Consider the following 24,677-nt stretch of genomic DNA (forward strand, 5'->3'; position numbering starts at 1 on the left):
TCCTCACAATCCCAGCATACGTCGGTTGGCGGCTTCGTCGGTACCGCCGGAGGCGAAATCGTCGAATGCCTTTTCGGTGACGCGGATGATATGCGCCTTCACGAATTCCGCGCCTTCGCGCGCGCCGTCCTCCGGGTGCTTCAGTGCGCATTCCCATTCGACCACGGCCCAGCCATCGAAATCGTTCGCCGCCATTTTCGAGAATATGGCGCCGAAATCAATCTGACCGTCGCCCGGAGAGCGGAAGCGCCCCGCACGATTGACCCAGCCCTGATAGCCGCCATAGACACCCTGCCGTCCGGTCGGGTTGAACTCCGCATCCTTGACGTGGAACATCCTGATGCGGTCCTTGTAGATATCGATATTGTCGAGATAATCGAGGCATTGCAGCACGTAATGCGACGGATCGTAGAGCATGTTGGCGCGCTTGTGGTTCTTCACCCGCTCCAGAAACATCTCGAAGGTCACGCCGTCGTGCAGGTCTTCGCCCGGATGGATTTCGTAGCAGATGTCGACGCCGTGCTCCTCTGCATGGTCGAGGATCGGCGTCCAGCGGCGCGCAAGCTCGTCGAACGCGGTTTCCACCAGACCGGCGGGCCGCTGCGGCCACGGATAGATGAACGGCCAGGCCAGCGCGCCCGAAAACGTGGCATGGGCGCCAATGCCAAGATTGCGCGAGGCCCGGATTGCCATCTTCACCTGTTCGACGGCCCATTCCTGCCGCGCCTTTGGATTGCCGCGCACTTCGGGCACGGCAAAGCCGTCGAATGCCTCGTCATAGGCCGGATGCACCGCCACGAGTTGCCCCTGAAGATGGGTCGAAAGCTCCGTTACCTCGACACCGTTCTGGCGCGCCACGCCGGCGAATTCGTCGCAATAATCCTTCGATTCGGAAGCCTTCTTCAGATCGATCAACTGGCTCGCCCATGTGGGAACCTGCACCCCCACATAGCCTTTTTCGGCAGCCCATCTGGTGATGCCATCCCACGTGTTGAACGGCGCTTCATCGCCCGCGAACTGTCCGAGAAAAATCCCCGGCCCCTTGATCGTTTTCATAGAAACTCCTCCAGAACGAATTAGAGCATGATCCCAAAAAGTGGGAATCGGTTTTGGGGAAAAATCATGCTCAAACAAAGAGTTAGATCGGGATGATTCAACTTGAAATCATCCCGATCCAGGGCGCGCCCCTGATGAGGCGCGCCAGACCGTGATCAGAACGGCGAATCCGGGAAATAAAAGTCCTTGGCATTGTCCTTCGTCACGAGTGTCGCATCGAGGATGTAGCTGCCGCTCACCGGAATCTGATCGTAGAAGTGACCCGCGGCCAGTTCCATGGCGGTGGAAACCATTGCCGGTGGATAAAGCACATCGACCGGCACCAGCTTGTCGCCGTCCATGACCTTCTTGATCATGTCCTTCGAACCCGCGCCGCCAACGATATACTGGATATCGGAACGGTTGGCCTGCTTGATGGCTTCGAGCACGCCGACGGCCATATCGTCATCCTGACACCAGACCACATCGATTTTCGGATATTTGGTCAGGAAATCCTGCATCACGCGGAAGGCGTCATCGCGATTCCAGTTGCCGTACTGACGATCCAGAACCTTGACATTGGAGCCCTCTATGCCCTTGTCGAACCCGTCCTGACGCTGCTGGTCGATGGGGATCGGCAGGCCACGAATGACGACGACCTGTGCGTCGGGCGTGGTCTCCTTGATATATTCACCGGCAACCTGCCCGAGCGCCGGATTGTTTCCGGCGACATAGAGATCGCGGATGGAGTTGTCGTTGGTGCTCGGCGCGCGGTCCACCAGCGCGACGAAGGTGCCCTTGTCCTTGACCTCCCTGATGGCATTGACGAGCGGATCGGGATCGGTCGGCAGAACGACCAGACCGTCCAGCCCCTGCACCGCCAGGTCCTGCAACGCATTGGCCTGCGATGCCGCGTCGGGCGACGTCTTGACGATGACGTTGAGGCCCGGATGCTCTTCCATCAGAAGTTTCGCCACACGTTCGGCGTGATAGACCACGCCTGCCGTCCAGCCGTGGTCGGCGGCCGGAATGGAAACGCCGATCGTTACTTTTTTGTCCTGTGCGCTTGCCGCGCCGGAAAAAGCCAGCGTGCCCGCCGTCAATGCGGCGAAAGCAAGCTTCATCAAATTCCCTCGCATGATCTTCCTCCCGTTATATTTGCGGGGCTCTTCTCCCATTCTGGCCGGAATCGCCCCACCAATCCCGCCAATCCGTAAATCTATCTCCTCGACAAGGACCGCTGCACCAGCATCGCGATAATGATGATAGCACCCTGAATGGCGCCGATGAGATATTCGCTGACGAAATTCGACAGCAGCATGATGTTGCCGATGATCTCCAGAATGAAGGCGCCGCAGATCGTGCCCCATACGCGCCCGACGCCGCCACGCAGCGCCGTGCCGCCCACGACCACGGCGGTAATCGCCTGCAATTCCCACATCAGGCCGGTCGTGGCCGAGGTGGAACCGAGGCGCGGCACATAGAGAAGCACCGCGACGGCCACGCAAAGCCCCTGAATGATAAAGGCGATGGTGCGTACCTTTTTCACCGAAATGCCGGAATAACGCGCCACGTCCTCATTCGATCCGACCGCGATGACATGACGGCCATAGCTCGTGCGATAAAGCACGAAGGCTGCGAGCGCCGCCGTCACGAAAATCACGATGACCGGCACCGGCACGCCGAGCACGGAGCCGAAATAGGCCGGGCGATAAAGCGCCTGTATGTCGGGATTGCGCAGCGTGATCGCGCCGCCCTGCGACAGCCAGGTGGTCAGCCCGCGATAGATGCCCATCGTGCCGAGCGTGGCGATGAACGGTTCGATACCGCCGACGGTGGTTATGACACCGTTGAGCAGGCCGCAGGCCGCACCGACAATGACCGCCAGCATGACGGCGGCGATCAGCATCATCGCCGGATCGGCGATGACCCCGCTATTCATGAACAGGATCATGATGCTGGCAACGAATGCCACCATGGCGCCCACCGACAGGTCCAGCCCGCCCGACGAAATCACATAGGTCGCGCCGAGCGCGATGATCGCGATGAAGGCGCTGCGCGTCGCGACATTGAGAAGATTGTCGATGCCGATGAAATTCGGATTGGCAACGGCACCGAGAATGAGCAGCAGAGCGAGCGCGATAAAGGGCGCAATCGCCCTCAGGTCCCAGTCCTTCGATGTCTTCAGCGCTGTGCTTTTGTCGGTCGCAACCTGTGTCATCTACTTCCCACTTTATTGTTCTTATGCGGCATTTTCGGCATCAACGCCGGTTGCCAGTACGACGATGTCGTGTTCCGTCATGCGGTCGCCGGTCACCTCGCCTGCGATCCGCCCTTCCCGCATCACGACGATGCGGTCGCAGATGCCGATCAGCTCCGGCATTTCCGACGAAACCACGATAATGGATTTTCCGGCCTCGGCCAGGTTTGCGATAAACTGGTAGATCTGCTCCTTCGTGCCCACATCGATGCCGCGCGTCGGCTCGTCTATGATGACGATGGACGGATCGAGCATCATCATCTTGGCAAGAAGCAGCTTCTGCTGGTTGCCGCCGGAAAGCTGACCGGCCAGAATGTCCTTGCGCCCCGTGCGGATATCGAATTCGCGGATCGCATCGTCGAGCGCCGCCCGTTCCCGGTTGCGGTCGATCTGCAATCCGCTGACGAATTTCTTCAGCGAGGCGAGCGTCAGGTTGACGCCGATATCCTTGGACAGAAGCAGGCCCTTGCCCTTCCGGTCTTCGCTCAGATAAACGATCCCCGCCATCTGGCTTTCATGCGCGTTGCGAAAATGAACCGGCCTGCCATCGTGGCGCACTTCGCCCTTGCCGGGACGCAGGCCCGTGACCCCTTCCATCAGTTCCGTGCGCCCCGCGCCCACGAGACCGGCAAAGCCGAGTATCTCGCCGCGGCTCAGGCGAAAGCTTGCATCCCGGACGAAACCCGGCACGTGAAAATGCTCGACTTCCAGAATGGCAGCGTTGTCATGCCTGCTCGCGCGATCGGGATAGAGCTTTGCGACGTCGCGCCCCACCATCAGCCGCGCCATATCGGCGGGCTGGAGTTCGGAAGCCGGATGCGAGGAGACAAGCTTGCCGTCGCGCAGCACCGTCACCCGGTCGGATATTTCCTTTACCTCCGGCAAGCGGTGGGAAATATAGAGAACGGCTACGCCCTTGGCGCGGATGTCGCGGATGACTTTCAGGAGCGCTTCCGTTTCAAACGGGGTCAGCGAAGCGGTCGGCTCATCGAAGATCACCACGCGATGCGGCACCAGCAGCACGCGCGCGATCTGCACAAGCTGCCGCTGGGCGATCGACAGCGAGCCGACCACCGCATCGGGATCAATATCGGCGCCGAGATCGCGGATCGCCTTGCGCGCGCCCTCGCGCATCGACCTGTCATCGACAACCAGCCCGCGATTAAGCTCACGCCCGAGATAGATGTTCTGCGCCACCGTCAGATCGGGTGCGAGCAGAATTTCCTGATGCACCAGCACGATGCCCTGCGCTTCCGCCTCCACCGGCCCGGAGAAGGCCACGGGCCTGCCATCGATGCGGATTTCCCCATCCGTCGGACGCTCGTTGCCCGCAAGGAGCTTCATCAACGTGGATTTTCCGGCTCCGTTCTCGCCTATGACCGCGTGAACCTCGCCGCCATATACGCGTAGGTCGATATTCTTCAGAACCTGAACCGGCCCGAACGATTTGGAGAGGGAAACAGCTTCCAGAAGTGCCGGCCTGTCGTCTTGCGCGGGTGAATTCATCATGCGCGACCACCAATAACGGCCAATCGCGCAGGGCGTTTCCCGGACACCTTCCTTCTCGATGCAGTCGCTTGCACGTGAACTCCTCCCAAAGCCTCGCATTGAAAGCTTAGCTGTCGTTTTGAGGTACGTAAAGCATAATATGTGCTCTTTTCGGAACCTCGCCCCGCTCCGACCGAAACTGAACGTCGATTGGGTCCGAAACGCCTGGGAGTAGTGTCATTCCACCCGAACCGAACGGGATTGATCTTCCATCGGAAATTGCCTAGCTGCTTGATAGGAGCGCGACAAAAGGCGGAGGCTGGGAGCATGAACGAATTGGCCGACTGGTTATCGGACAAACATCCGATCCAACGGAAGAATGCGGCGGAAGCCGTATTCGACGATATACGTTCGGCGATCACATCGGGCCGGCTTGCCATCGGCACCCGCCTGCCCTCTGAAACCCGGCTTGCCGACAGGTTCGGCGTCAGCCGCCCCATCGTGCGCGAGGCGCTGAGATCGCTCCAGACACTCGGCCTTACCCAGACCCGCACGGGCAGCGGCACTTACGTCCTCAACGCCGTGCCTGCAAGCGAACTGGTCTATGGCGGTTATTCGGCACGCGATCTGATCGAGGCGCGCCCCTTCATCGAAGTGCCGGCGGCGGGCTGGGCCGCGCTGCGCCGGACCTCTGCGCAACTGGCGCTGATGCTCCAGCTTTGCGACAAGATGGACCGGCAGACAGACCCTCACAAATGGGAACTGCTCGATTCCCAATTCCATTGCGCCATTGCCGAAGCGTCGGGCAACACGCTTTTCGCCAAGATCGTGGCCGATGCGCGCGATGCGCTCGTGCAGCAATCGGAACTCGTCAACTTCATGGCGGGGCGGCGCGAGGCATCCAATGTCGAGCATCGCCGGATTATCGCCGCCATCGAAGCCGGATCGGAAAGCGAGGCGCGACTGGCCATGCAGGACCATCTGGGCAAGGTCAGAACCGCCGTCGCCTCCATCGTCGGCAAGGAAGATGCATAGAGCATCATTCCCGTATGCCGGTCGGACTCCACCCGATCAACACCCGGAAAACGCGTTTTCACGACTTTGTAACGTCCGCAGCTAAGACTTTCTTTCCGCTTTTATATTTGCGTTTCAACGGAAGCGAACCGCTTTCTTGCGGCGGGCGGGATGCCGCGCGATACTTGACGCGTCATTTTTTATATGCGTAAACCGCCTCCAAACCTGTCATACAGCTTAACAGCATATCCTTTTAAAGGCGGAAGAATTCGCCGCCCGTCGAATGGTCCGGTATCGCGTCCGCACAATTGACGCCCCGGATGACCGCCTGTCGAAAACGCGCTCACAGGGAGGAGCAATGACAATCGAAACCGTGAAAACCGCGCCCGCCGAACCGGATGTCTTCACCAGGGAAGATGCCGGTTATCACAAGGCGCTCAAACCGCGCCAGATCCAGATGATCGCTATCGGTGGCGCGATCGGCACAGGCCTGTTTCTGGGTGCCGGAGGACGTCTCGTGCTCGCCGGCCCAGCGCTGGTTTTCGTCTATGCGCTGTGCGGCTTCTTTGCGTTTCTGGTTCTGCGCGCCCTGGGCGAGCTTATCATGCACCGGCCCAGTTCGGGGTCCTTCGTTTCCTATGCGCGCGAATTCTACGGCGAGAAACTCGCCTTCGCGGCGGGCTGGATGTACTGGCTCAACTGGGCGATGACCTCGGTGGCCGACGTCACGGCGGTGGCGCTCTACATGAATTTCTTCAAGCATTATGTGCCGTGGCTGCAAGGCGTCGATCAATGGGTGTTCGCGCTGACGGCCCTGTTCATCGTGCTTTCGATGAACCTGATGTCGGTCAAGGTCTTCGGCGAGATGGAATTCTGGTTCAGCCTCGTCAAGGTGCTTTCGCTCCTGATCTTCCTCGCGCTCGGCATCTATTTCGTCGTTTCCGGCACGCCCATCGACGGCCACGTTCCGGGGTTCGGCCTCGTTCACGAAAGCGGCTTCTTCCCCAACGGCATATTACCGGCGCTCGTCATCATACAGGGCGTAGTCTTCGCCTATGCATCCGTCGAACTGATCGGCACGACCGCAGGCGAGACGGAAGACCCGCGCAAGATCATGCCGGGCGCGATCCGCACCGTGGTGTTCCGCCTGCTCGTCTTTTATGTCGGCTCGGTCCTCCTCCTGTCGCTCCTGCTGCCCTATACGGCCTATAGCGCCGGGGAGAGCCCGTTCGTGACCTTCTTCAGCAAGATCGGCATCGAAGGCGCGGATATCATCATGAATCTCGTGGTGCTGACGGCCGTTCTTTCCTCGCTGAATGCCGGTCTCTATTCGACAGGCCGCATTCTCCATTCCATGGCGACTTCCGGCTCGGCACCGGCCTGCCTTGCAAAGATGAACAAGAACGGCGTGCCCTTCGTCGGCATCGCGGTCACGGCGGTCGTGACGGTCATCGGCGTCGTCCTCAACGCCATCATGCCGTCGGCGGCCTTCGAGATCGCGCTCAACCTCTCCGCTCTCGGCATCATCACGGCCTGGGGCGTCATCGTGCTCTGCCAGCTCAAGCTCTGGTACCTCGCCCGTCGCGGCGAAATGGAACGCCCGGCCTTCCGCATGTTCGGCGCGCCCTATACCGGCATATTGACGCTGGCCTTCCTGCTTGGCGTGCTGGTTCTCATGGCGTTCGACTACCCGGTCGGCACATGGACGATCGCTTCGCTTCTCATCATCATTCCCGCACTCATCCTGGGCTGGTACCTGATGCGCGAGCGCATCTATCGACTTGCCGGAGAACGTGCGGTAGAGGCAGAAGTGCCGGTCTGATTCCATCCGACCGGCGTTCCAGCCGTTTGCTTCGAGGCGCGTTCCGGGCGCGTCTTGAAACTCCGGGCAAGTGAGGGAATCGTGAATAAAGCGCAATCAACGCCCCTGGTGGCGGTTATCGCTACCGGCGGCACCATTGCAAGCAAGCGCGGAGACAATGGCGCGAGCACGCCGACGCTTTCGGGCAAGGACCTGCTCGCTCTTCTTCCGGACGCCGCAGCCGATCTGCGCGCCATCGAACTGATGGCGAAGGATTCGGCGAGCCTGACCCTTGCCGACATGCAGCGGATCAGCAACGCCGTGAAGGCGGAACTGGACGATACCGCCGTGCAGGGCGTTGTCGTGTTGCATGGCACGGATGCGATGGAAGAGACCGCGCTTCTCGTTCACCTCCAGCACAGGATTGCCAGGCCGGTCGTTTTTACCGGCGCGCAATTCACGGCCGATCATCCCGATGCCGACGGCCCGGCCAATCTCGCAGCCGCCGTCTCGCTCGCCTGCGACGACGCAAATGCTGACCGGGGCGTCCTTATCGCATTCGGCGGTCGCGTCCTGCCTGTCTGGGGTGCATTCAAATACAGCAGCGACAGCGCCGACGCGTTCCGCGCCGCCCGCGACGTGCGGAATGCGAAAGGCCCTGACCTCGCAAAGCCGCTCGGCGATATCCGCATCGACACGGTCGCCATCTATCCCGGCTGCGACGCCACCCATATCGTAGCGAGTCTTGAAGCGGGCGCGCGCGGGCTGGTGCTCGCCGCACTCGGTTCCGGCAATGCCAATCCTTCCATCGTCGAGGCCGTCAGTGAGTGCACGCGGCGCGGTGTTCCGGTCGTCGTGTCGAGCCGTGTGCCCGTGGGCCTGCTTGCGCCGGGATATGGCGGCGGCGGCGGCGGACACGACATGGGCGCGGCGGGCGCGATCCATGCCCTCACGCTGCGGCCCGGACAGGCGCGCATTCTGCTTGCCGCCCTGGTCGCCAGCGGCGCCTCCAGAGAGACGATGGTTCGCGCCTTTGACGATTACCGGTAAATCGCCTCAGCTCCCGAACTGGCGGTAGCATTCCTCCGCGACCTGCTGTAGCCGGTCGCGGGAAATTTCGCCGCTCACGGCATAACCGATATCATTGTCGATCCAGTAGAAGGTCTCGACGCCGTCATTCGACGCGAAGCGGAAACTCGTGTCGCGATTTTCCGGGTTGCGCCCAAGGATGACCGACAGGCGCTTGCCTGCCCCGTCCTCATACATGAACAATGCGCCCGCCTTGCCGTCGACCGGCAGAAGACGCCCACCGACGAGCCTGAAGTCGAGCGCGGCCAGGTCCGGGATATTAAGCGCGTCCATATCGAGCCGCTTGCCGAGCCATGTCGCAAGATGCGTCTCCTGATCGGAAAAGACTTCCACCGGATGCCGGACCTCGCTTGCATAGACGAGATAGGCGGCATGCGCCTGCTGCGGCAGGCTCTGGGCGACGGTTCGCGGCGGCTCCCCAGCGCCAAGAAGGTGCGCACCGCCAAAACCGCCCGCCCCTCCGACCGCGAAAGCCGCGAGAATGGCGGCTGCGATGGCGCCGCGACGAATACCCGCCTGCCTTTTTCCCGCCGTTTGGATCAAAGCGGCATCTTCCGCCTTCGTCCGCGCATAACCGGAAAAGAGCAGCCTTATGCCTTCGTTCTGCCTGCGCCATTCCCCGGCCAGCGCGGCCTGTTCGGGATCGTCCCGCAGAAGGGCGGCAACGCGCTCCTGCTCATCATCCGGCAATTGCCCGTCCACATAGGCGTGCAGTTCCGCTTCGGTGACTGGAGAATTTCGTTCGTTCATCTGCTTCTCCGAAGCGTTACGACATTGGAGCCGCTCATGTGTTCGGCAAGACGCTGGCGCGCCCGCGACAGGCGTGACATGACAGTCCCGACCGGAATATCGAGCATCGCCGCCGCCTCGCCATAACTGTAGCCTTCGACCACGACGAGCATCAGCACGGCGCGATTGTCTTCCGGCAGGGTGTTGATCGCGTTTTCCAGAAGCTCAAGCTGGAAGGGATCGGTCTCCCCGGTGGAGGAACTGACATTTTCTGCCGCGTCCAGCGTTTCATATCGAACGCGGGCCCGGCTCTTATAGCTGTTGCGATAAAGATTGGTCATCATCGTGAGTATCCACCCACGCAGATTGAGGCCGCGCCATTGGCCGCGCCGCGCAAGCGCCTTCGCCACACAGTCCTGCAACAGGTCCTCGCCCTCGGCATCGGACTTTGCAAGGCTGCGCGAATAGCGCCGCATGATCGGCAGGAGGGCCAGAAGCTGGCCCTCGAAACTGTCGGGTACGGACTGGCTCAAGCCGGCCTCATGGCTTTGCTGCGTGCCAGACCCCATTAACGCCGTCCCCCGTCACGTCGCCGGGCTTCTTGTCCTTGACCCAGTAATAGAGCGGCATTCCGTCCTTTGCCCATTGCTTGCTGCCGTCCTTGCGCTTGACGAGCGAATAGCCGCCCGAAGCCTTCGCGCCCTTGCTGGCCATGAAAGGCGGCCAATTCTTCGCGCAGCTATCATAGCAGCTGGACATGCCCTTGCCATCCTTGTCGAACGTATAGAGCGTCATTCCCTTGGCGCCGGTGAGGACCTGCCCTTTGGAGCTTTCCATCGTCTTGACGGCAGGCGCCGCCACAGCCGAAGACGCAGCCATCGCTGCGATTGCCAGTACGGACATAAAACTTGCGGTTTTCATGATCTGCCTCACGAGAGTTTCCATCGCGACATGCGATATGGGAGTTAGACAATCGGAAGGCCCCGTTTATTCCCGCTCATGAAATTTTTCCCGGTTTCGGCACCTTTTTTGATTCAGAGCCTAAAACAGCCGCAGCTTGCGGGCATGAAAAGCTTCGGCATAAGTCTCGGGCGCACGGCACTCCATGCCGCGCAGGCGGGCAAGCCCCCTGAACGTTTCCGGGTCGAACCAGTCTTTGGAGCGCTGCGTGCCGAAATGCTTCATCAGCAGATCGATCTTGCGATCCATCACCGATGCGGGAAGCGCCGAATAAGCGTTGGGCTGGCCCAGATCGCCATCCCATTTCGGTATTTCATATTCGAGGATCACCTGATCGCGAAACAGGTTCCATGTCAGCTCGTTCACCGTGCGGTGGTCCTGATGGGCATCGCCATGACAGTGGGTGAATACCATGTCCGGCCGGATTCGCCCGCGCTGTTCGATGAGCCATTCCTTGATGGCGCGGCGCTCGGTCGGAAAATAACTGTCCTCGAAGGAGGCCAGTTGGATATTGAAACTGTCTGCCCCGCGCAGGAAATCGCGCGCCGAAGCATCCGCCTCCACACGCCTTTCCCCGTTTCCCGACAGGACGCACCATTCGACATGCAGCGGCGTCCCCGTTTCGATGAGGCTCAGGAGCGTGCCGCCACAGCCGATCTCGATATCGTCGGAATGGGCACCCAGACACAGGAGTTGAAGCGGCCTGTCACGACCGGAGAGCCCGCGCAGGTCGATCATAGCGCTATCGCGATATTGGCCGCGCGGCGCTCCGCCTTGTGTCTCTTCCAGGGCATGTCGCCCTTTTCGACCATGTCTTCCAGCGTCTGCCAGTCGCGCAGCGTATCCATGGACCGCCAGAAGCCTTCATATTTATAGGCCATGAGCTGGTTTTCCGCGATCAGGCGGCTGAATGGTTCGAGCACCAGTTCCTCGCCGTCGCGCATATAGTCGAATATCTCCCGGCGGAAGAGGAAGTAACCGCCATTGATCCAGATGTCCGACGTGTTGGAGGTGCGGAATGCCCGCACGTCGCCACCCTCGGCAATATCGGCCAGGTGATAGGTCAGCGGCGGGCGCACGGCGAGAAAGCAGGCGATCCTGCCGCTGGCGCGGAAACGTTCCACCATGTCGTCGAGGTCCACGTCGCTCAGCCCATCGCTGTAATTGGCAAGGAAAATTTCCTCGTTCGCCACATGCGACCGCGCGCTCCACAGCCGCTCGCCTATATTGCGCCAGATGCCGGTATCGAGCAGCGTCACGCTCCAGTCGCGATCGACCTCCTCCAGCAGTTGCACATTGCGCCCGCCGTCCGAGACCACGCAATCGGCGAAGGTCTGCGGGCGGATCGTCAGGAAGAAATCCTTCACCACATTGGCCTTGTAGCCGAGGCAGAGAACGAAATCGTTGTGGCCGTAATCGCTGTAATATTCCATGACATGGTGCAGGATCGGCTGGTGGCCGAGCGGGATCATCGGTTTCGGTATATTCTCCGAATATTCGCGGATTCTGGTTCCAAGACCGCCGCAGAACAGAACGACTTTCATGATTACCGCTCCTCTGTAAGTAGTGCCGGATCGATCAATGTGACGTGCGGGATCGGAATGATGAACTTCGCGCCCCATTCGACCACATGCTGCATCTGCCGGATGATCTCGTCCTTGAAGTTCCACGGCAGAATGAGGATGTAATCGGGCCGGTATTTGTCGATCGCCGAAACGTCGTAGATCGGTATGTGCATTCCCGGCGTGAAACGCCCGTGCTTGTAGGGATTGCGGTCGACCGTGAAATCGAGGAAATCAGTGCCGATGCCGCAATAGTTCAAGAGCGTGTTGCCCTTGCCCGGCGCGCCATAGCCGCAGATGCGTTTTCCCGCATTCTTGGCCGCGATGAGGAAGGACAGGAGATCGCGCTTGGTGCGCCGCGTCTTCTCCGCGAACTGTTCGTAGGTCGCCATCTCATTGAGGCCGAAACTCTCCTCGCGCTTGAGAAGCGCGGCAACGCGCGGCCCCGCCTTTCGCCTGCTGCCGTTACGCGCCAGATAGACCCGCAGCGACCCCCCATGGGTCGGAAGCTCCTCCACGTCGATGATCTTCAGATGATGGCGGTGCGCCATGAAGCGGATCGTCAGCAGCGAGAAATAGGAAAAATGCTCGTGATAGATAGTGTCGAACTGATTGTACTCGATCAGGTTGGCGAGATGCGGAAACTCCAGCGTGATCACGCCTTCGGGCTTGAGCAACAATTGCATACCGCGCACAAAGTCATTGAGATCAGGCACTTGCGCCAGAACATTGTTACCGATGATGAGATCGGCCCGTCGCCCGGATGCGACCATTTCGGCGGCAAGCTCGGAGCCGAAGAAATCCACATGCGTGGGCACCCCCTTGGCGATTGCCGCTTCGGCGACATTGGCCGCCGGTTCGATCCCCAGAACCGGAATGCCCTTCGGCAGGAAATGCTGGAGCAGATAGCCGTCATTGCTGGCGATCTCGACCACGAAACTGTCGCCGTTCAGCTCCAGCTTTTCCGTGATGTCGTCGACATAGTTCCTCGCGTGGCTGACCCAGCTCGTGGCGAAGGACGAGAAATAGGCATATTCGGTGAAGATTTCGGCGGGCGTGAAATATTCCTTGAGCTGCACGAGGTAACAATGATCGCAGACGAGCGCATAGAGCGGATAATAAGGCTCCATGCGGTCGAGATGGTCCGCCGTGACGAAGCTTTCGCAAGGCGGCGACATTCCGAGATCGACGAAAGTGTGCTTGAGCAGTTTACCGCACAGGCGACAGCCGGTCTGTTCTTGCGCCATGCTCGTACTCCGCGAAATAGCCGGCGTCTGGATGGTCATGCGTCATACCTCGCCTGTCCCGTCCCGTCAGGGCCAAGGGTTGTTTCCGATCCCGTCGGATGACCAAAACTACTAAGCGGTCTAAAAATTTCCGAGACTGTCATGGGGGGCGAGCCATACATACCATCGGGCGCAACCTTCACCGGACGGACTAGCGGGGACAGATACCCGATCTGCGCCCTATGGCGACGCAGGCGTAGGAACTTAAGCCTTTTGGTCGAGACGGCATCGCCATGGGGTGGGCCATATGCTTCGAAGAAGGTTCTATCGCCGCGTTTTCCCGCTGTCAGAATGCGCCGATACCGCAATCGGGGCGAGTTCCATGCGTTTCCATCCGCTCGATATAGACGGCGCCTGGTTCATCGAGCCTGACCGGCTCGAGGACGAACGCGGCTGGTTCGCGCGCGCCTATTGCGAAGCCGCCTTTGCCGAGCGGCGTATGGAAACCCGTTTTCCCCAGCACAGCCTTTCCTTCTCCCGCAGGAAGGGAACGCTGCGCGGCCTGCATTATCAAAGCGAACCGCATTCGGAGACCAAGCTCGTCGCCTGCCTGCAAGGGGCGATCTGGGACGTTCTGGTCGATCTTCGCCCGCATTCGCCAACCTTCCGGCGCTGGACCGGAATGGAGCTTTCAGCGAATAATGGCGTCCAGCTCTATATTCCCGAAGGCTGCGCGCACGGTTTCCAGACGCTTACGCCGGATGTGCTCATGCGGTACATGATCTCGAAACCTTATGCGCCTGATCATGCAACGGGTCTGCGCTATGACGACCCAGCGCTCGGCATCGCGTGGCCGAACAAGCCAAGCGTCATTTCCGACAGGGATCTGGCGTGGCCGCCGCTTTGAGGAGATCGGCAGCGCGAAGCCGGTCGGCAGCATCGGCAAGCACTGCAAATGGCAGTTTCGACCGCTCCGCCATGTCGAGTATGGAACAGGCGCCATCTGCCAGATTGAGCACCCAGAGCATCGCCATCGCGTCTCGCGCCGCACGCCCGTCGCCGCCCGTGCTGCCATAAAGACCGCGCCGCCCAAGCTGCGGCTCGCCCTTTGGAGAAGTGTTCAGTGGATTCCAGTTTCTCTCTGCGATTTCAATGGCCTGCATAATCATGTTGAAAGACTGATCGAGACAGTCCGGCCGGATGAAATCCAGATTGTCGGCTGACGTATGATATTCGGGAAAAGCACCGTAGAGACTGCGCTGGAACATACCGACCGGCAGGTTGAACCCCGGCGAGCAGAATTGCCGCTCGTCATATCCATAGGGCCAGAAGTCGTGCATCGCCGCGCCGGGAAGCCCGCATTCCGCGAGCACATGGCCCATGATACGGTCGATCCCGGCATCGCCGCGACGACTGCGCTTGTAATTGGGCCCGCCTGCATCGCCGACGCAAGCGAGCACCAGCCCGTGCCGCACGCGGTCCAGCCCGCCCTCGTTTTGCCTGAGCCATGCCAGCGCGCCGAATGTCGCCGGGCCGAAAAGCAGGCGATAGGTAAGGCGCGTGCGCCGCGATTGCAGCACCTCCCCCAGCCGGGTCAGAAGCGCCAGTCCCGAGCAATTGTCGTTGGCAAGCGACGGGTGACAGAGATGCGCGGAGAGGATGAAGGTTTCGTCCGTTTCGCCCCGATGAACGAACTCCCCGAAGGCGAGAAAGCCGTCGCGGCGCTCCGCATCGATCATGACGTCATATTCGCCGTCCGGCATTGCGACAAGGGCGTCATGCGCCATGCAGAAGCCCCACCCTTCCGTGTGATAGCAGGTGCGATAAGGAATGAGGTCCGGCTGGTCCGGCAGCGTGTGAATATGATCCTTCAGCGCGCCAAGCGGCATCCGCGCCCTGACCGGCATGCTGAAATTCACCACATGCAGGTTGTGACGGGCGAAATCGACGATGCGATTGCCCTGCATGTCCGCGATATAGGCTTCGCGGACAGACCATTCCTGCGGCGCCTTCCAGTCGTAAAGCTGCGTGCCGCTGGCAACCTCATGGATCGCCAGCGGCAGATGCTCCGCGATGATGGCAAGCGTTTCGCGCACGCCCTCGCCGGCAAGGCTGCGGCAGAGCGGATAGAGCCGTGCGGCGAGATCGTAAATGACCACCCCGTTCGACGGAGGCGAAGCCCCCGCCTCGCCCGTTGCGCGATCTGCCCGCCTGTCCATCATGCCGTTGCCCGTAGCGGCTGCGCATCTTCCTCCACCCGCCGCAGGGCGCCGTCCAGAACGCCCTCGGCGATGAGCTTTCGTATATGCGCGATGCGCTGGAAACGCGGGCCTTCGAATTCCTCAAGCGTGAGCGTCGAGCGGCTATAGGCGGCGAGAAGTTCGCGAGCGCCCGCCACCGCATCCCATTCGGGTTTCGCTTCGGGAAGCACCCGCGCCAGCTTTTCGAAACTGACCCGATAGGAACGCGTGTCCGGCCCGGCATCCTCGGCATATTCCAGACGGCAGTCCGGCACATTGTCGGCGACAATCCGGGCAATATCGCGGATACGATAATTATGCGCCGTGGTGCCGACATTGAAGGCCTCGTTCCACACCTTGTCGCGCGGGGCTTCCATCGCGGCCATGAAGGCGCGCGAAATGTCCCTTATATGGACGATGGGCCGCCATGGCGTACCGTCCGATTTGAGATAGATCAGCCCCTTGGTCACCGCCCAGGCCACGAGATTGTTGAGCACGATATCGAAGCGCAGGAAGGGCGAAACGCCATAGGCGGTCGCCGGGCGCAGGTAGACCGGGCAGAAGCTCGCATCCGCCAGTTCTCGGATTTCCTGCTCGGCCCGCACCTTCGAGCGGCCATAGGCCGTGACCGGCTTCAATTCGCCGGTCTCATCGATCAGCTCGGCATCGCTGACACCGTAATTGCTGCACGAGGAGGCAAGGAGAAAGCGTCCGACGCCTGCCTCCCTGGCGGCTTTGGCCATGGCGACGCTTGCCCGGTGATTGATGTCGTAGGTCAGTTCTTCGTTGAGATTGCCCAGCGGATCGTTGGACAGGGCGGCGAGATGGATGACGGCATCCAGCCCCTCCAGATCGCGCGGCGACACATCGCGCACATCCTTGCGGATGGTCGGCACATTCATGACCGCGCCGCCCTGTTCAAAAAGACAATGTTCGTAAAGACCGATGTCGTAGCCGTACACCTCATGCCCCGCATCGATCAGCACCGGCACCATGACCGACCCGATATAGCCCTGATTTCCCGTCACCAGCACTTTCATGTCCGACTCCTCAAGCTTCAGTAAATGTATGTTAGCGAGCACCAATGAGGGCGGCGAGTTGACCGAAGGCATGTCCGGTTAGGACAAGCGTTTATGAGAGGCGCGAAAGGGCGTATCGCCTACCCCTTTCGGATGGGCTGCAATCGCGCGGCGTCCCCGATCAGAAGCAGCCAGTCGCTGCGTTGGGCGTAGGGACGGTCCGGCGGCGGCGTAAAGTGGAGCACTCCCCCGTCATTCACGACGACCGGCTGCGCCTGCCTTATCCCGCCCGAGGCAGGATCGAACCAGAGCGCCTGCCGGTCGCCGCGCACCGCGCTCTTCCTCACCCGGAAATCGTCCCCTTCACCATAGATGACGGTCAGGCTGCGGTCGGGCAGCGCCGCCGCATAGCCCTTCCCGTCGGCGAGGATGTCGTTCTCGCTATCCGGTTCGAGCTGCGGCCAGGGAAGCCTGTCGAACAGCCGCTTCAGTACCGTCATCGACCGCGCACCCGGACTGTTCAGCGCCTCGCGCCAGCTTTGATCGGCGGTAAAGACACCGGGACCGGTGAAATGCCAGACCGGATTATTGCCGAAGAACTGTCCCGCCGCGCCCGCCAGGAGCGCGCCATAGGCGTTGCGCCGGACCATGCGCGCAGTCGTATCCCGCTCGAATTCATAGGCACTTTCCAGCAGAATGACGGGCATTGCCGCCGCCTGCCGCCGTGCGGCCAGCACCGCATGAACGTCGCCATAGCTATAGACCGTGTCCAGGCCGAACCATGGCTCGCCGCGCCAGATTTCCGCTGTATTGCTGTCGCGGCCCGAATGAACAGTCTGGAGAACGCCCGGCGCACCGCGCGCAATGCCTTGGGCAAGGCTTGAGACGAGCCGCCGGTCGGGCGCATCGAAGTCGCCGCCCATCACCCAGACGATGTTTCGAAACTGTGCGAAGCGCTGGGCCACCGCCTCGCCATAAGCGCGCATCGCGTCCGGCCCTGCGGCTTCCGCTTCCGAAAACCAGCCCTGATCGCCACCGTTCACGCCGAGATAGGCCGGGGCGAGGAAGACCGCCAGCCCAAGCTTCTGCGCTTCGCCGATCACCCCGGCGGCATGATCGAAATAGGCCGGATCGAGCCTGCCGAAGGCCTTTCCCGCGAAAGGCCGATCGCCATAGGCGTTCGCGGGCGGATTGCTGGAAAAACGCTTCTCGATCAGATTGACCAGAATGGTGTTGAAACCCCTCGCCTTCCGGTCGCGCAGATAGGTTTCGGCATCCTCGCGCTTCAGTTCCGCGATGAGGGACCAGGCCGTGTCGCCCTGCAACAGGAATGGCGCGCCGGTCGCATCCTCGAAAAAGCGATGACTGCGGCTGACGCGGAGCGGAAACGCGACGTCGGCAAGTGCCGCGCCGGCCGTCGCGACGGACACCATGCCCGCGATGAGCGCCACGACGAGAAATCTCATCGCATTGTCTGCGGATAGGCGGTCGCCTCGTTGAAACGGCGATAGACCACCTGCGACGGGCGCCCGGTCAGGTAGGTATGGACGCCGTCATCGAGCGCCCTTGCATAAATGCCGAGCGCGCCGTCGATGGCGTCCACCGTGCGGGCGATGTCCGTGTCGCTATGGGTGTAGCTCACCACCAGCGACGGCATCAGCACGCCGCGGCGGATCGTTTCCTGAAGGAACAGCGTGCGGAAGGCCTGCGAAGGCTCACCCTTCCGGTCAAGCGTCGCATAGGCAAGGCAGCAGGGCCGCCCGGACAGGCGGACATGGTCCTGAAGGCCATGACGCGCAATGGCCTCGTTCACCCCTTCGGCGAGTTTCGCCCCCTGTTCGTAGAGCCGTTCGATCACCGGTTCGTCGCGATAGATCGCGATGGTCGCCATTGCCGCCGCAAGGGAATGGGTTTCCGCGCCATGCGTGGTCGAGAGCAGGAATACGCGCGGATGGTCGGTCTGGATCAGCCCGCCAAGCTGCATATATTCCGCCTTGCCAGCCAGCGCGGAAATGGCGAAGCCGTTGCCCATCGCCTTGCCGAAACAGGACAGGTCCGGCACGATCCCGTAGAGCTTTTGCGCCCCGCGCCGGTGCCAGCGAAAGCCCGTGATCATCTCGTCCAGAATGAATAGCGCGCCGTTTTCATGCGCGATGCGTCTTGCTTCATGCAAAAAATCGCCACGCGGCTCGTCGGCGCGCGCAGGTTCCAGGATGATCGCCGCAATGCGTCCGGGATAGTCGTCGAACAGCGCCTGCACACTGGCGATGTCGTTGTAGCGGAATGTCGCAGTCAGGGCTGAAACGGTGGCCGGAATGCCCGCATTCATCTTCGTCGTGCCGATAAACCAGTCATCCGTCGAAAAGAACGGATGATCGGCGCAACAGGCGATCATGTCGCGCCCCGTATAGGCGCGGGCGAGCCGGACCGCGCCGGACGTCGCGTCCGAGCCGTCCTTGCAGAACTTCACCATTTCCGCGCCATCGATCAGGTCCAGAAAGCTTTCGGCACATTCGACCTCCATGGCGCCGGGGCGCGTGAAATTGCAGCCGTCCTGCAACGCGTCGCGCACGGCGCGCAGCACCGGCGGATAGGCATGGCCCAGCCCAACGGCGCGATTTCCCATGCCATATTCGATATATTCATTGCCATCGACGTCGAAGACATGCGAGCCGGAACCACGCTGGATAAAGCCCGGCGCCAGAACCGGATACTGGTCGTCGCCCTTGGCATAGGTGTGGCACCCGCCCGGAATGAGCGCGTGGGCCTTGCTTCCCAGAAGCTGGGAATTGCGGAACTGGGATGTGAAAAGGTTCATGCCCGTCTCCTTTCAGGCGCCTGCATGGAGGCGTTCGCGCATCTGCCGCAACCAGTTCTTGACCGGTTTCGGCAGGCGGCTTCTCAAACTCGAATGCAGCGCCGCCGGCATCGCCCATTGCGATAGTGGCAATGGCGACGCTATCGGCGGGCGGTCCCGCTCCAGATTTTCCAGAAGCGCGGCATAGGTGCGCCCGACCGCATCATTGTCGAAGGTCGTCGCGACTTTTTGCGCCGCCGCATCCGCCATGCGGGCGCGCAGCGCCGGGTCCGCCGCCAGACGGTCGATATGCGCAGCCGCCTGCCTGCAATTGCCTATGGCGAACAGGAAGCCGTCCTCGCCGTCGCGGACAATGGTGTCGGTTACGCCCGCAATCCTCGACGCCACGGCGGGACAGCCCTCGCTCATCGCCTCGATCAGCGTCATGCCGAAACCTTCATAGCGCGACGGCATGACCATCGCATCGTGCTCGCGCGCCAGACGGGGCACGTCGCAAGGCGCGACCCAGCCCCGGAACGAAACCCGCTCGCCGAACGGCGCCAGACGGCGGCGCAGTTCGGGCAGGTCCGGCCCGTCTCCCGCGACGGTCAGGTGGTAGCGGCATTTGAGTTCCCGAAGAATATGCGGCAACCAGAACACGCCCTTGGAACTGTCTTCGATCCGCCCGAAACACAGAATCCGCAGCGGCAATCCGTCGGCGGCACCGCGTTCGGGCACCGGACGGGGGCGGCGCGTCAGCCCGTGCGGAATGGCGAGCGTGCGCATGGCATCGAAACCGTGCAGCCGCACCAGATCGTCGCGGCAGCGCCGCGAGACGCCGACGGTCGCATGGACATGATCGCGGATCGCCCGCGCCGCCGCATAGGTGCCGGGCGTGATGTTGTGGACGATCATGACGCGCAAAATGTCGGCAGGAAGATAGCGTACCAGATTGGTTTCGAAGCGCTGCGAGAGCACATTGACGAAAACCGCGTCGAAGCGGTTCTCGCGCAGGAAGTCCATCATGCGCCTGGCGCGGGTGCCCTCGTCCAGAACGCCCATCCGGTCGATTGCGTCTCCGTGGCGCTGCGCATCTTCCAGCCCCGGCCCGTCCGGCAGCATGACCGCATCGCCCGGCGCGCCTGAAGCCAGCCAGCGCAACTCCACGCCGGACCGGGCAAGCGACGCGCGCAGATTGGTAAACACCGTATAGGTGCCGCCGATATGCGGACGAACGAAGTAAGCACATTTCATGGCCGCAACCCTGTTGCCTGCGCGGGGAAAGACTTCGAGGGAAAACGCTCCCTCGAAGCCTTCGTCTGGTATATCGGGGGGCAATAGATATACCGCTTGCCAGTGTATCGAAATCGCGCCGCCGCGTATTTCGACTATCAGGGGTAGGACCCATCCTACATTAGAGGATGGTGTTCACCCTTCTGCCAGTTTTCCCGCAGGCCCGTCTGGCCTTAGCCTATCTGCCCAGCGGGAGACACGCGCATGAAGATTGGACTTCTCGGGCAGTTCGGTTCCGGCAATACCGGCAATGACGGTTCACTGGAGGCCATGCTGCAATTGCTGAAGCGCAATTGTCCCGATGCCAGGATCGTCTGCATCTGCTCGAAGCCCGAAATCGTCGCCAGCAATTTTCGGATCGACGCCCGCCCGGTCGCGCAGGCGCTCCCCTCGAACCGGCTGCTTGCCGCGATCAACGAGGCGCTGATGCACTATCCCCGCCGGGCGGTTGGCTTCGGCGCCGCGTTCTTGCTCGCCCGCAGGCTCGACCTCATCATCGTGCCGGGCACCGGCATCCTCGATGATTTCAACGAGAACCCCTTTGGCTGGCCGTTCACCATGCTGCGCTGGTCGCTTGCGGCGAAACTCGCCGGAACGCGCCTTGCCTTCGTATCCATCGGCGCCGGTCCGGTTCGCCATCCGTTAAGCCGTTTCTTCATCCGGCAGGCCTCGTCATTATCTCCCTTCCGCTCCTATCGGGATCAGGTTTCCCACGATTTCATGAAGGGGCTTGGCGTCGATTCCAGGCGGGATTTCGTCAGCGCGGACATCGCCTTCGCCCTGCCGACCGCCCCGGAAAGCCAGCTTGATGAAAACCGGCTTGGCGAAAGCCAGCGCGTCGGCATCGGCGTGATGACCTATCGCGGGTGGAGAAAGAGCGCGGAGGACGGTGCTGCGATATATGACGGCTATCTGGGCAAGATGACCGCCCTTATCGGCAATCTTCTGGCCGCGGGCCGAAAGGTCCGCCTGCTGATCGGTGACAAGGGCGATATGGAGGCCGCGAAGGACATACTGGCAAGGCTCGGCCCCGAAGAGGCCGAAAAGGTCATCTTCGAACCGTCTGCCTCCCTGCACGACCTCATGGACCAGATCGCCAGAACCGACATCGTCGTCGCAAGCCGCTACCACAATATCGTCTGCGCGCTCGCCATGAAACGCCCGGCGATCTCGGTCGCCTATGCCAGCAAGAACGACGCGCTTTTGCACGATAGCGGCCTCGACGCCTTTTGCCATCATATCGAAAGCTTCGACCCGCAAACCGTGCTTTCCCAGATCGATGGCATGTTCGAAGAACGGGAAAGGCTCGTCGCAGGCGTAGAGACCGGTGTGGAGCGCTATCGCGACCGGCTGGCGCAACAGGAGGAAACGCTCCGCGCCGCGTTCTTCGAAAACATCCGTCAGCCTGCCTGATCGCGATCCGTCACGGCTGGGGTTCTGAACCCCCACGCCGAACGGAGCGCATCAGCAGATAATCGACGGGCGGCACAACCGCCAACAAGGGCCTGCGCTTCAGCGCGAAGCGCATCAGCGAAGCCGCGCCCTTCTCCCGCCGCAGCAGATTGGAGACGGCTGACCAGTAGGCGCGCTTGGTCAGGCAGTTCCGCGCCAGAGCGAACAGGCGCCGCCGGTCGGGCATGTCCGCGCCTTCATGCTCGAAGAAAGAGCGGAATCCCGCCTCGAACTCCCGGTTCCAGTGCAGGATGCCATCGACGGTCGCCGACTGGTTGTGCGGATGGGAACGCGCATAAGCCTGTATCCGGCGGGTCGTGGCGACCGAACCGTGCAGCGCGATGCGCAGCCACATTTCCAGATCGTCCGTATGGGATAGCGAGGGACGGTAATGTCCGGCAGCTTTCTGGACCACGGTCCTCACCACCGCCGTCGGGCCAGTGACCGGATTGAAAGCGTGACGGCAGGCGAATTCGATGAATTCGCTTCCCGATCTTATCCGCCAATCCTCCTCCGCCGCTGTCTCGTCCGCCACTGGAAGCGCGCTGCCTTCGCCCGCCAGCCGGCCCGCCGCGCCATGCGCCAGATGAACATCGGGCCGCAGGGACAGGAGCCGCGCCGCCCGCTCCAGCGCGCCTTTTGCCAGAAGATCGTCCGAGCACAGGATCAGGAAATAATCGGCCCGCGCCCAGTCCACTCCGTCATTGAACGAGGCATGGGGGCCGAGATTTTTCGGACGCAACAGCAGTTCGACACGGGCGTCGCCCGCCGCAAGCTCGTTGGCGACCTCACGGCTGTTGTCGGTCGAGGCATTATCGATGATGAGCAGGCGGACATCGACGCCCGATTGCTGCAACACGCTGTCCGCGCAGGCGGCGAGATAGCGGCCATAGTTGAAATTGGGAATGACGACATCGATTGCCAGCCGTTCCCCTTCGCGCTTGTCCGTGAGCCTCCGCATGAAAGTCGCCCTATTCCGCCGGGGTGGACGCCGCATGGCGCGCGCGTCCTGGAGAGCGCCGTGAAAGAAGCCAGCCCAATACCGAAGCAATCTCGGAAGCGAACGGGTGCCGGAGCATGAAGACGGCGCCGAGCCAGCCGAACAGCGCGACGATGCCCATCGCGATGCCGGTCGCCCAGTGGATTTCCAGCGAGAAACCGTTGGCGGCGACCAGCGCAAGCGGCGCGGCAAGGGCTGCGAGCGTCACGAGACCGCTCGTCAGCAGCGCCCTCGCCAGCACCGCATAGGAAAAGGCCACATGCCTGCGCACGAAGACGATGGCGATGACCATCTGGATCGGCAGGCTGATGAACTGGCTGAGCGCGACGGCGAGCAGGCCATGAAAGGCAGCTGTGCAAATGACCGTCGCGGCAACGGTTCGCGACAGGAAATTGGACAGGAACGCTTCGCGATTGGCTCCAAGCGCCATCAGCAACGGATAGGTCAGGATGACCGGGAACCAGAAAAGGCAGGCAAGGCTGAGGATCGCCAGTATGGGCGCCGCCTCCGACCAGTCGGGGCCGAGGACGATAGTCACTGCCGGGTGGGCGAGCAGGGCCAGCAGCGCCTGCGCCGGCCAGTAGACCACCGTGATATAGGACAAGGCGCGAATATAGGACTGGCTGATATCCGCTCCGGCGCGGACCTGCGCGGAAAGCATCGGAAAAGCGACCGTAAAAACGGCGGACAGGATGATGCGGTCGGGCAGGCCGCTCAGCGTATCCGCACGATTATAGATTCCGACCGACGAGACCGGCATGAAACGCCCCAGCAGAAGCTGCGGCATCGTCGTGCAGATCTTGTTCAGCCCCGCATTGCCGCCAAGATAGATGCCGAACCTCCAGGCCGTATAGAAACTGGCGAGCGACGGACGCATCAGCCGCCCGAGCGGATGGCCGGTGATCGCAAGGCCGGTCGTCGCCAGCGCGCTGGCCAGAAGCCCGAAGGCGAAGCACATATGGCCGAAGCCGAAAAACGCCATGGCAATGGTGACCAGCGCGCCGAAGCCTGACCCGGCGGTGCGGATGCGGGCCAGTGCGCCAAAGGCCATTTCGCGCCGCAAAAGCGCTACGACGGGAAGCGACAGGCTTTCCACCAGAGCGGCGGCGATCGTCACATTGAGGAAGAGCGTCAGCTTCGGATCGTTATAGGACCGGGCGAAATAATCCTGTGCCAGATAGAGCGCCAGCGCCAGAACAAGTGTAACCCCCATGAGGAAGGTGAGCGCGGTGCGGACATCCTGATCGCGCACCCGGTCGATCTTTATGAGAAATTCCGGGCTTGCGAATTCACGCAGTGAAAAAACGATAGCCGTGATGCTGAGGCCGATAACGCCCATGCCGGTTTCCGTCGGCCCCAGAAAACGGGAGACCACGGCCACGGTGATGAAATTGAAGAGCAGCCCCGCATATTGCTCCAGCGCCGCCATCAGGAAGCCTCTGCGGAAGCCCTTGCGAGCGCTATTCATGATGCGCTCCGGTTGCGGGCGCGGTCAGTGCCTTTTCTCTCATCCTCATCCTCTCCGAAAACCGGCGCGCCGGTCATTCCCGACGGAACCGAGGATAAGCTTTTGACGCGGACGTGAAATGTCGCCGTTGGTGTTAGCCCCTGCCCTGAAAGGCGTAAGCGGCACGCTCTATAGCCAAGTCGTGGCCGCACCGGCTTGGCGGTAAAAATTTCCTTCTAGTGGTCTGATTCCGACATTTGCATCC

At 61.5% G+C, this 24,677-nt stretch carries 22 protein-coding genes; 5 read left to right on the plus strand and 17 right to left on the minus strand.

All coding sequences use genetic code 11. The annotated features are described in order from the left end of the window. Positions 1–3: 3 nt before the first annotated feature. The 4 genes from FHS76_RS13260 to FHS76_RS13275 form a co-directional block, all read right to left on the minus strand. The gene (locus tag FHS76_RS13260) at positions 4–1,056 is read right to left on the minus strand and encodes a sugar phosphate isomerase/epimerase family protein (protein WP_183653304.1); all 1,053 of its coding nucleotides are present in this window, start codon (positions 1,054–1,056) and stop codon (positions 4–6) included. A 155-nt stretch (positions 1,057–1,211) separates the two neighbouring features. Beyond that, on the minus strand, positions 1,212–2,174 hold the full coding sequence (locus FHS76_RS13265; RefSeq protein WP_183653307.1) for a substrate-binding domain-containing protein: 963 nt from the start codon (positions 2,172–2,174) through the stop codon (positions 1,212–1,214). Between the two features lie 80 nt (positions 2,175–2,254). After that, entirely contained in the window at positions 2,255–3,256 is a 1,002-nt protein-coding gene (locus tag FHS76_RS13270; RefSeq protein WP_183653310.1) for an ABC transporter permease, read from the minus strand. A gap of 21 nt (positions 3,257–3,277) precedes the next feature. Further along, positions 3,278–4,801: a sugar ABC transporter ATP-binding protein gene (locus tag FHS76_RS13275; RefSeq protein WP_183653476.1), complete on the minus strand. Its 1,524-nt coding sequence runs from the start codon at positions 4,799–4,801 to the stop codon at positions 3,278–3,280. Positions 4,802–5,110: 309 nt separating this feature from the next. Here FHS76_RS13275 and FHS76_RS13280 point away from each other — a divergent pair, with 309 nt between their 5' ends. From FHS76_RS13280 to FHS76_RS13290, 3 genes are all read left to right on the plus strand, one after another. Next, positions 5,111–5,818 carry a FadR/GntR family transcriptional regulator gene (locus FHS76_RS13280; protein WP_183653313.1) on the plus strand — a complete coding sequence of 236 codons (708 nt, stop codon included), beginning with the start codon at positions 5,111–5,113 and terminating at the stop codon, positions 5,816–5,818. Positions 5,819–6,155: 337 nt separating this feature from the next. Then, positions 6,156–7,619 (plus strand): amino acid permease, encoded by a 1,464-nt coding sequence (locus FHS76_RS13285; RefSeq protein ID WP_210306097.1) that lies wholly within the window; start codon positions 6,156–6,158, stop codon positions 7,617–7,619. An 81-nt stretch (positions 7,620–7,700) separates the two neighbouring features. Further along, positions 7,701–8,648 (plus strand): asparaginase domain-containing protein, encoded by a 948-nt coding sequence (locus FHS76_RS13290; protein ID WP_183653315.1) that lies wholly within the window; start codon positions 7,701–7,703, stop codon positions 8,646–8,648. 6 nt (positions 8,649–8,654) lie between these two features. Here FHS76_RS13290 and FHS76_RS13295 read toward each other — a convergent pair whose 3' ends face one another. From FHS76_RS13295 to FHS76_RS13320, 6 genes are all read right to left on the minus strand, one after another. Beyond that, positions 8,655–9,437, minus strand: coding sequence for an anti-sigma factor family protein (locus tag FHS76_RS13295; RefSeq protein WP_183653318.1), 783 nt, complete (start codon positions 9,435–9,437; stop codon positions 8,655–8,657). After that, the gene (locus FHS76_RS13300) at positions 9,434–9,985 is read right to left on the minus strand and encodes an RNA polymerase sigma factor (protein ID WP_183653321.1); all 552 of its coding nucleotides are present in this window, start codon (positions 9,983–9,985) and stop codon (positions 9,434–9,436) included. The genes FHS76_RS13295 and FHS76_RS13300 overlap by 4 nt, the downstream gene beginning before the upstream one ends. Beyond that, on the minus strand, positions 9,957–10,337 hold the full coding sequence (locus FHS76_RS13305; protein WP_183653324.1) for a COG4315 family predicted lipoprotein: 381 nt from the start codon (positions 10,335–10,337) through the stop codon (positions 9,957–9,959). The genes FHS76_RS13300 and FHS76_RS13305 overlap by 29 nt, the downstream gene beginning before the upstream one ends. A gap of 120 nt (positions 10,338–10,457) precedes the next feature. Continuing rightward, complete coding sequence (locus tag FHS76_RS13310) at positions 10,458–11,114, minus strand: PIG-L deacetylase family protein (protein WP_183653327.1); 657 nt, start codon at positions 11,112–11,114, stop codon at positions 10,458–10,460. After that, positions 11,111–11,920 carry a sugar phosphate nucleotidyltransferase gene (locus tag FHS76_RS13315; protein ID WP_183653330.1) on the minus strand — a complete coding sequence of 270 codons (810 nt, stop codon included), beginning with the start codon at positions 11,918–11,920 and terminating at the stop codon, positions 11,111–11,113. The genes FHS76_RS13310 and FHS76_RS13315 overlap by 4 nt, the downstream gene beginning before the upstream one ends. Before the next feature lie 2 nt (positions 11,921–11,922). Next, positions 11,923–13,224: a class I SAM-dependent methyltransferase gene (locus tag FHS76_RS13320; RefSeq protein ID WP_183653332.1), complete on the minus strand. Its 1,302-nt coding sequence runs from the start codon at positions 13,222–13,224 to the stop codon at positions 11,923–11,925. 322 nt (positions 13,225–13,546) lie between these two features. Here FHS76_RS13320 and rfbC point away from each other — a divergent pair, with 322 nt between their 5' ends. Continuing rightward, positions 13,547–14,071, plus strand: a complete 525-nt coding sequence (gene rfbC, locus FHS76_RS13325; RefSeq protein ID WP_183653334.1) for a dTDP-4-dehydrorhamnose 3,5-epimerase — start codon at positions 13,547–13,549, stop codon at positions 14,069–14,071. On the opposite strand, the gene FHS76_RS13330 is transcribed toward rfbC, so the two are convergent. The 5 genes from FHS76_RS13330 to FHS76_RS13350 form a co-directional block, all read right to left on the minus strand. Further along, positions 14,034–15,386 (minus strand): DUF4910 domain-containing protein, encoded by a 1,353-nt coding sequence (locus FHS76_RS13330; RefSeq protein ID WP_183653337.1) that lies wholly within the window; start codon positions 15,384–15,386, stop codon positions 14,034–14,036. The genes rfbC and FHS76_RS13330 overlap by 38 nt on opposite strands. Further along, a complete protein-coding gene (locus FHS76_RS13335) occupies positions 15,383–16,444 on the minus strand; it encodes an NAD-dependent epimerase/dehydratase family protein (RefSeq protein ID WP_183653340.1) in 1,062 nt (353 codons plus the stop codon). Before FHS76_RS13335 ends, FHS76_RS13330 begins: the two co-directional genes overlap by 4 nt. A 119-nt stretch (positions 16,445–16,563) precedes the next feature. Beyond that, the gene (locus FHS76_RS13340; RefSeq protein WP_183653344.1) at positions 16,564–17,889 is read right to left on the minus strand and encodes an apiosidase-like domain-containing protein; all 1,326 of its coding nucleotides are present in this window, start codon (positions 17,887–17,889) and stop codon (positions 16,564–16,566) included. Continuing rightward, complete coding sequence (locus tag FHS76_RS13345) at positions 17,886–19,241, minus strand: glutamate-1-semialdehyde 2,1-aminomutase (RefSeq protein ID WP_183653347.1); 1,356 nt, start codon at positions 19,239–19,241, stop codon at positions 17,886–17,888. The genes FHS76_RS13340 and FHS76_RS13345 overlap by 4 nt, the downstream gene beginning before the upstream one ends. A 12-nt stretch (positions 19,242–19,253) precedes the next feature. Beyond that, positions 19,254–20,474, minus strand: a complete 1,221-nt coding sequence (locus tag FHS76_RS13350; protein WP_183653350.1) for a glycosyltransferase family 4 protein — start codon at positions 20,472–20,474, stop codon at positions 19,254–19,256. A gap of 243 nt (positions 20,475–20,717) precedes the next feature. Between FHS76_RS13350 and FHS76_RS13355 the strand changes: the two genes are divergently transcribed. After that, positions 20,718–21,926, plus strand: a complete 1,209-nt coding sequence (locus tag FHS76_RS13355; protein ID WP_183653353.1) for a polysaccharide pyruvyl transferase family protein — start codon at positions 20,718–20,720, stop codon at positions 21,924–21,926. A 10-nt stretch (positions 21,927–21,936) separates the two neighbouring features. On the opposite strand, the gene FHS76_RS13360 is transcribed toward FHS76_RS13355, so the two are convergent. Further along, positions 21,937–22,926, minus strand: a complete 990-nt coding sequence (locus tag FHS76_RS13360; protein ID WP_183653356.1) for a glycosyltransferase family A protein — start codon at positions 22,924–22,926, stop codon at positions 21,937–21,939. Between the two features lie 10 nt (positions 22,927–22,936). Further along, positions 22,937–24,433 (minus strand): oligosaccharide flippase family protein, encoded by a 1,497-nt coding sequence (locus FHS76_RS13365; protein ID WP_183653359.1) that lies wholly within the window; start codon positions 24,431–24,433, stop codon positions 22,937–22,939. Positions 24,434–24,677: the final 244 nt, after the last annotated feature.

This window comes from Brucella daejeonensis (assembly GCF_014199265.1).
In the GTDB taxonomy this organism is placed as follows: domain Bacteria; phylum Pseudomonadota; class Alphaproteobacteria; order Rhizobiales; family Rhizobiaceae; genus Brucella; species Brucella daejeonensis.

Bases quoted from the DNA above. Each gene is read 5' to 3' on its own strand.
- FHS76_RS13265 (WP_183653307.1), bottom strand. From the start codon at position 2,174: ATGCGAGGGAATTTGATGAAGCTTGCTTTCGCCGCATTGACGGCGGGC.
- FHS76_RS13280 (WP_183653313.1), top strand. From the start codon at position 5,111: ATGAACGAATTGGCCGACTGGTTATCGGACAAACATCCGATCCAACGG.
- FHS76_RS13285 (WP_210306097.1), top strand. From the start codon at position 6,156: ATGACAATCGAAACCGTGAAAACCGCGCCCGCCGAACCGGATGTCTTC.
- FHS76_RS13270 (WP_183653310.1), bottom strand. From the start codon at position 3,256: ATGACACAGGTTGCGACCGACAAAAGCACAGCGCTGAAGACATCGAAG.
- FHS76_RS13300 (WP_183653321.1), bottom strand. From the start codon at position 9,985: ATGGGGTCTGGCACGCAGCAAAGCCATGAGGCCGGCTTGAGCCAGTCC.
- FHS76_RS13260 (WP_183653304.1), bottom strand. From the start codon at position 1,056: ATGAAAACGATCAAGGGGCCGGGGATTTTTCTCGGACAGTTCGCGGGC.
- FHS76_RS13295 (WP_183653318.1), bottom strand. From the start codon at position 9,437: ATGAACGAACGAAATTCTCCAGTCACCGAAGCGGAACTGCACGCCTAT.
- FHS76_RS13360 (WP_183653356.1), bottom strand. From the start codon at position 22,926: ATGCGGAGGCTCACGGACAAGCGCGAAGGGGAACGGCTGGCAATCGAT.
- FHS76_RS13335 (WP_183653340.1), bottom strand. From the start codon at position 16,444: ATGAAAGTGCTGGTGACGGGAAATCAGGGCTATATCGGGTCGGTCATG.
- FHS76_RS13330 (WP_183653337.1), bottom strand. From the start codon at position 15,386: ATGATGGACAGGCGGGCAGATCGCGCAACGGGCGAGGCGGGGGCTTCG.
- FHS76_RS13320 (WP_183653332.1), bottom strand. From the start codon at position 13,224: ATGACCATCCAGACGCCGGCTATTTCGCGGAGTACGAGCATGGCGCAA.
- FHS76_RS13355 (WP_183653353.1), top strand. From the start codon at position 20,718: ATGAAGATTGGACTTCTCGGGCAGTTCGGTTCCGGCAATACCGGCAAT.
- FHS76_RS13365 (WP_183653359.1), bottom strand. From the start codon at position 24,433: ATGAATAGCGCTCGCAAGGGCTTCCGCAGAGGCTTCCTGATGGCGGCG.
- FHS76_RS13345 (WP_183653347.1), bottom strand. From the start codon at position 19,241: ATGAACCTTTTCACATCCCAGTTCCGCAATTCCCAGCTTCTGGGAAGC.
- FHS76_RS13310 (WP_183653327.1), bottom strand. From the start codon at position 11,114: ATGATCGACCTGCGCGGGCTCTCCGGTCGTGACAGGCCGCTTCAACTC.
- rfbC (WP_183653334.1), top strand. From the start codon at position 13,547: ATGCGTTTCCATCCGCTCGATATAGACGGCGCCTGGTTCATCGAGCCT.
- FHS76_RS13305 (WP_183653324.1), bottom strand. From the start codon at position 10,337: ATGAAAACCGCAAGTTTTATGTCCGTACTGGCAATCGCAGCGATGGCT.
- FHS76_RS13315 (WP_183653330.1), bottom strand. From the start codon at position 11,920: ATGAAAGTCGTTCTGTTCTGCGGCGGTCTTGGAACCAGAATCCGCGAA.
- FHS76_RS13350 (WP_183653350.1), bottom strand. From the start codon at position 20,474: ATGAAATGTGCTTACTTCGTTCGTCCGCATATCGGCGGCACCTATACG.
- FHS76_RS13275 (WP_183653476.1), bottom strand. From the start codon at position 4,801: ATGAATTCACCCGCGCAAGACGACAGGCCGGCACTTCTGGAAGCTGTT.
- FHS76_RS13340 (WP_183653344.1), bottom strand. From the start codon at position 17,889: ATGAGATTTCTCGTCGTGGCGCTCATCGCGGGCATGGTGTCCGTCGCG.